A 5,399-nucleotide genomic window follows, 5' to 3' on the forward strand; every position below is an offset into this window, starting at 1 on the left:
CCGCCCGATCCGCCGCCGCTGCCGCCGCCTGGAGCCGCCGGGATCGACGCCAGGCCGCCCGGCATCGACATGCCCCCGCCCCCGCTGCCGTGCGCTGGCACCGTGCTGCGCTGGAAGCGCGAGACGTCGGCGCCGGTCGAGACGGAGGCGCTGCCCGCCTGCGGCTGGCGTGCGAGCTGCGTCATCATCGCGCGTTCCGCCCTGGGATCGGTGCCGTCGGGCACCTTCACCGTGCCGGACGCGATCGCCTGTTCCAGCTCGCCGGGATTGTCCGCGATCGAGCGCAGCGAGATCGACAGCGAGCCGATCGTCTGCGCGACCGCGACGCCCTCGGCGATCTTGGGGGTCGCCTCGACGGTGACGGTGCCGAAGGTGGAAAGCTTGGTCTTGCCGTCCTCGCCCACCACGTTGTCGGTCCGCTGGTCGGTGGCGAGGACGCGCAGGTTGCGCATGATCGTCTCCGACGCCTTCAGCGGCGGGCCGTCGCCGCCGCCGGGCACGGACTGCGTCAGCACGAGGTCGATCCGGTCGCCCGGGAACACGAAGCCCGCGACCGCGCTCTGCGCCGAGACGGGGAAGGTGACGGCGCGCATGCCGGGGCCGAGCGCGGCGGCGAGGAAGCCCCGGTCGCCCGGCTTCACCAGCGCGCCCTGCGTCACCGGCTGGCCCGCGGTGATCCCGCTGCGCACCACCGTACCCTGGAGCGAGTGCAGGTCGGCGTGGCCCTGGATGAAATAGGCGTTGTCGACCAGCTCCTTGGGCCATGGCTGGAACTTCAGCGCGGTGGCGTCCAGAATCGTGCCGACCGGCAACGCGCGGGTGGCGACCAGCACCATCGGCCCGTCCACGGCGGCCGCGGCGGGTGCCAGCGCCATGGCCTGCGGCGCGGCGCTGCCGACCAGGAGCGTGCGGGCGAAGAAGGCGGCGATCCCGGCGACGATCAACGCGCCGATCATCAGAAGGACCTTGCGACTATCCATGGATGCACTCGTGCCTTTCGTGCAGCGCGGGCCGTGACCTGCTCATTTGATATTGACCAAAAGTGGTTAAGAAGCTGTTCGCGGAAGGGTCATCAGCGCCGCGACGGCGATCGCCACGCCATAGGGGACCTCGATCCGGCCCGGGCGGCGCAGCCACCTGCCCTCCACCAGCATGACGAGCGTGAGAGCGCCGCCGGCGATGCTCATCGCCATCAGCATCCACACCAGCGGCTGGAACGGCAGCCACAGCGCGAGCGCGCCGATCAGCTTGACGTCGCCGCCGCCCATCTGGCCCAGCGCGAAGGCGCCGCAGAACAGTGCGAACACGGCGACCGCGAGCGCGAGCTGCGCCGCCACGTCGGGCCACGGCAGATAGCCTGTCGCCCACCACCAGGCCGGCGCCAGCAGCGCGATGGCCGCGTTCTTCCAGTTGGCGATCTCGCGGGTGCGCGCGTCCTCGATCCCGACCAAGACCAGGAGCAGCGCGAGCGCGATCGGCAGCGCGACCGTCGGATTGATCCCCCCCATGCCCTGGGGGATAGCGGTCGCGGCTTTCGAAACCGTAACCGCGTCCCCGGCTTTCCGGTCGACCGCCCGCTCCCCATATCGGCGCGGCAGATGACCGGTCCCCCCTTTCGCCACGACATCGCCATCGCCGGGGCCGGGATCGCCGGCGCGAGCCTGGCCGCCGTCCTGGCGCCGCGCGCGCGGGTGCTGCTGCTGGAGGCCGAGTCGGTGGCCGGCTATCACGCCACGGGCCGGTCGGCGGCGTTCTGGTCGGAGACCTATGGCGGCCCCGCGATCCAGCCGCTCACCAGCCTGTCGGGTCCGGCGCTGCGTCCGGGGGGCCTGAGCGACGCCGGCTATCTGGAGCCGCTGGGCTCGCTCCATATCGGCCGGGCAAGGGATGCCGAGCGCGCCGAGGCGTTCCTGGCCGAGTTCGCCGGATCGGGCGTGGTGCTGGAGCCGGTCGACCCGTCCACGCTGATCCCCGGCCTGAAGCCCGGCTGGACGATCGGCATCCGCGAGCCGTCCTGCGCGTATATCGACGTCGCCCGGCTGCACGGCGACTATCTGGCGGCGGCGCGGCGGGCGGGCGCGACGATCGTCACCGACGCCGGCGTCGAGCGAGCCTCCCGCGACGAGGGCTTCTGGCGGATCGCCACGCACGCGGGCGAGCATCGCGCCGACGTGCTGGTCGATGCCGCCGGCGCCTGGGCGGACGTGGTGGCGACGCAGGCCGGCGTGCGGCCGATCGGCATCCGTCCCTATCGCCGCACGATGGCGCAGCTGCGCACCGATCCGCCCGCCCCCGCCGGCCTGCCCCATGTCGCGGACATCGCCGGCCGGTTCTACTTCAAGCCCGAGGCGGGGGGACGACTGTGGCTGAGCCCGCATGACGAGATCGCGACCGATCCCTGCGACGCCGCGCCCGAGGAGCTGGACGTGGCCGTGGCGGTCGACCGATTCGGACAGGTGGTCGACTGGCAAGTGGCCGCGGTCGAGCGGCGCTGGGCGGGCCTGCGCAGCTTCGCGCCAGACCGCCGGCCGGTCTATGGCTTCGATGCGGTCGTGCCCGGCTTTTTCTGGTACGCCGGCCAGGGCGGTTTCGGCATCCAGACCGCGCCGGCGGCGGCGGCGCTGGCGGCGTCGCTGCTGCTAGGGGACAGGGAACCGGCGCTCGATCCCGCGCCCTATGCGGCGGCGCGGTTCGGCTAGGCCCTTTTTCCGACCTACCCGTTCGCCAGATATGCCTCCAGCGCGTCGCTGCCGCCGATCCGCTCGCCGTCGATGAACACCTGAGGCGTGGTGGCGACGCCCTCCTTCGCCTCGAACGCGTCCACCTCCTCGCGCGATCGGAGGACGCGGTCGTCGACCTCGTATCCCGCGGCCTGGAGCAACTGCCTGGCACGCACGCCGAACGGGCAGGTGTGGTCGGGCAGGACCATGCGGTACAGCAGCGCGTGCGGCTTCGTCGCCATGAACAATTCCCAGGAACAGCGGACCTGGCCACAAGCGCCGGGCCGGGCGCTTCGTTCCGGCTGCGTTGCGGGTCCGGCCTGAAAGCGCCATCTGCCCGGCATGTCGTCCTGCGACTCCGCCGCCGATCCGCCCTCGCCTCAGCGCAAGATCATCCACGTCGACATGGACGCCTTCTACGCCTCGGTCGAGCAGCGCGACGATCCGACCCTGCGCGGCCGGCCGGTGGCGGTGGGCAGCGCGCGGGCACGCGGCGTGGTAGCGGCGGCAAGCTACGAGGCGCGCGTCCACGGCGTGCGGTCGGCGATGGCGTCCGTTACCGCGCTGCGTCACTGCCCGGCGCTCGTCTTCGTGCCTCCGCGCTTCGACGCATACAGGGCGGTGTCCGAGCAGATCCGCGCGATCTTCGCCGACTATACCGACCTCATCGAGCCATTGTCGCTGGACGAGGCGTATCTCGACGTCACCGACGACCGCCCGCGGCTGGGGTCCGCGCAGGCGATCGCGGAGGCCATACGCGCGCGCATCCACGCGGAAACCGGGCTCACCGCCTCCGCCGGCGTGTCGTACAACAAGTTCATCGCGAAGCTGGCGTCGGACCAGAACAAGCCCGACGGCCTCTGCGTCATCACGCCGGCGCGCGGGGCGGCCTTCGTCGCATCGCTGCCAGTGGCGCGGTTCCACGGCGTCGGGCCGGTGACGGCGGCGAAGATGGAGCGGCTGGGCATACTGACCGGCGCCGACCTGCGGGACCGGCCGCTGGCCGTCCTGCAACAGCATTTCGGCAGCGGCGCGGCCTATCTGCACGCCGCCGCCCGCGGGCAGGACCATCGACCCGTCCGCAGCCACCGGATCGCGAAATCGATCGGCGCCGAACGGACCTTTTCCGTCGACCTGATCGAGCCCGCCGCGCTTCACGCCGCGCTGGAAACGGTGGTCGACGCCGCCTGGACCCGGATCGGGCGACACCTGGAGCGCGGGAACGTGCCCGGTCGCACCGTGACGCTGAAGCTGCGCTACGCCGGGTTCCGGACGATCACGCGCGCGACCTCCGCTCCCGCGCCGTTCGCCGCCCGCGCGGCGTTCGCGGGAGCGGGGCATGTGCTGCTGGACCGGCTGATGCCGCTGGATACCGGCGTCCGCCTGCTCGGGCTGACGATGTCGGCGTTCGGCGCGGTGGCGCCGATCATCGTCGCGGACGAACCCGTCCAGCCGAGCCTGCCGCTGTAGGCGAGGGTGCAGGCCCGGATGTAGGCAGGGGGGCAGATGGCGACGCGCAAGCGGGGCCGGCGTCAGCTAAGCCGTTGCACCGCGCCCCCGCCGGCTCCAAAGGACGGGGCCTGTCTCCCGTCCGAAGGCCGACCGATCACATCCGTCTCCCGATCCGTTGTCGACTCTCCGGGCATCGGTGGGGCGGATGCCGTCTGGCGATGGCGTGCGACGATCCTGCTGCTCGTGACGCTCGCCGCCCGCGTGGCCACGGTGGGCGACCCGGTCGTGCACGTCGACGAGGAGTTCTACCTGACGGTCGCGCGCCGCATGCTGCACGGCGACCTGCTGTACGTTGACGTGTGGGATCGCAAGCCGATCGGGTTGTTCCTGCTCTATGCGTCCGTCGCATGGCTGCCCCCCGGGGCGGCGGTGGTCGGGTATCAGCTGCTGGCGAGCGGGTTCGTGTGGCTCACCTCGCTGGTCGCGGCGGCGCTGGCGGCGCGGGCGGGATGGCGGCGCGGCGCCGTCGCGGGGGCGAGCCTCTATATCCTGTGGCTCGATATCGCCGACGGGCAAGGCGGACAGGCGCCGGCGTTCTACAACCTGTTCACCGCCGCCGCCGCCTGGGCGACCATGCGCGCGGGCGACAGGGAAGTGGACGCGCGGGCGCGGCTGCGGCTCGGGCTGGCCGCGATGCTGATCGTCGGGCTGGCGCTCCAGATCAAATATTCGGTGGTGTTCGAGGGCGGCACGTTCGGCTTGTGGCTGCTGTGGATCGAGTGGCGCGCATCGCGCTCCGTACGGCTCCTCCTGATGCGAGGCGCGGCCTGGGTCGCGGCGGCGCTGTTGCCGACGACCCTCGCGCTTGGCTGCTACGCCGCGATCGGGCGAGCCCAGCCGTTCCTGTACGCCAATTTCCTGTCGATCCTGCATCGCGGCGGCGACCCCTTGGCGGATCAGCGGCACAATCTGATCGAGTCGACCACCATCCTCGCGCCGCTGGTGCTGATGGGGATCGCCGGCGTCGCGCGCGCGGGAGACCGGACCACGGCGCATCGCCGGCATTTCCTGTACGCCTGGCTCCTCGCCGCGATCCTGGGGTTCGCGGCCTTCGGCTCGTGGTTCAACCACTATACGCTGCCAGTGATGCTGCCCGCGGGCGTGTGCGCGGCGGCGGCGTTCGCGCGGTGGCGCGCGGTCCGGCTGGCGGCCGTGCCGCTGCTGCTC

The 5,399-nt window shown here is 72.1% G+C and carries 6 protein-coding genes; 3 read left to right on the top strand and 3 right to left on the bottom strand.

Annotated elements, in window-relative coordinates; translation table 11 throughout:
- Both cpaB and HUV01_RS11455 read right to left on the bottom strand, forming a co-directional pair.
- On the bottom strand, positions 1–980 hold a 980-nt coding region (gene cpaB / locus HUV01_RS11450; protein WP_174298376.1), incomplete at its 3' end, for a Flp pilus assembly protein CpaB.
- A gap of 66 nt (positions 981–1,046) precedes the next feature.
- Complete coding sequence (locus HUV01_RS11455; RefSeq protein ID WP_174298377.1) at positions 1,047–1,508, bottom strand: A24 family peptidase; 462 nt, start codon at positions 1,506–1,508, stop codon at positions 1,047–1,049.
- Between the two features lie 90 nt (positions 1,509–1,598).
- On the opposite strand from HUV01_RS11455, the gene HUV01_RS11460 reads away from it, so the two are divergent.
- Positions 1,599–2,699, top strand: coding sequence for an NAD(P)/FAD-dependent oxidoreductase (locus tag HUV01_RS11460; protein ID WP_174298378.1), 1,101 nt, complete (start codon positions 1,599–1,601; stop codon positions 2,697–2,699).
- Between the two features lie 14 nt (positions 2,700–2,713).
- Here HUV01_RS11460 and HUV01_RS11465 read toward each other — a convergent pair whose 3' ends face one another.
- Positions 2,714–2,962 (bottom strand): glutaredoxin domain-containing protein, encoded by a 249-nt coding sequence (locus tag HUV01_RS11465; protein ID WP_174298379.1) that lies wholly within the window; start codon positions 2,960–2,962, stop codon positions 2,714–2,716.
- A gap of 100 nt (positions 2,963–3,062) precedes the next feature.
- Here HUV01_RS11465 and dinB point away from each other — a divergent pair, with 100 nt between their 5' ends.
- Entirely contained in the window at positions 3,063–4,190 is a 1,128-nt protein-coding gene (dinB, locus tag HUV01_RS11470; RefSeq protein WP_174298380.1) for a DNA polymerase IV, read from the top strand.
- 225 nt (positions 4,191–4,415) lie between these two features.
- Positions 4,416–5,399 (top strand): hypothetical protein (locus HUV01_RS11475; protein WP_174298381.1); only part of this gene is annotated, 984 nt, incomplete at its 3' end.

Source organism: Sphingomonas bacterium, from assembly GCF_903643035.1.
GTDB lineage: Bacteria > Pseudomonadota > Alphaproteobacteria > Sphingomonadales > Sphingomonadaceae > Sphingomonas.

Coding starts and splice junctions, on each gene's coding strand:
- HUV01_RS11455 (WP_174298377.1), bottom strand. CDS start 1,508: ATGGGGGGGATCAATCCGACGGTCGCGCTGCCGATCGCGCTCGCGCTG.
- HUV01_RS11460 (WP_174298378.1), top strand. CDS start 1,599: ATGACCGGTCCCCCCTTTCGCCACGACATCGCCATCGCCGGGGCCGGG.
- HUV01_RS11465 (WP_174298379.1), bottom strand. CDS start 2,962: ATGGCGACGAAGCCGCACGCGCTGCTGTACCGCATGGTCCTGCCCGAC.
- dinB (WP_174298380.1), top strand. CDS start 3,063: ATGTCGTCCTGCGACTCCGCCGCCGATCCGCCCTCGCCTCAGCGCAAG.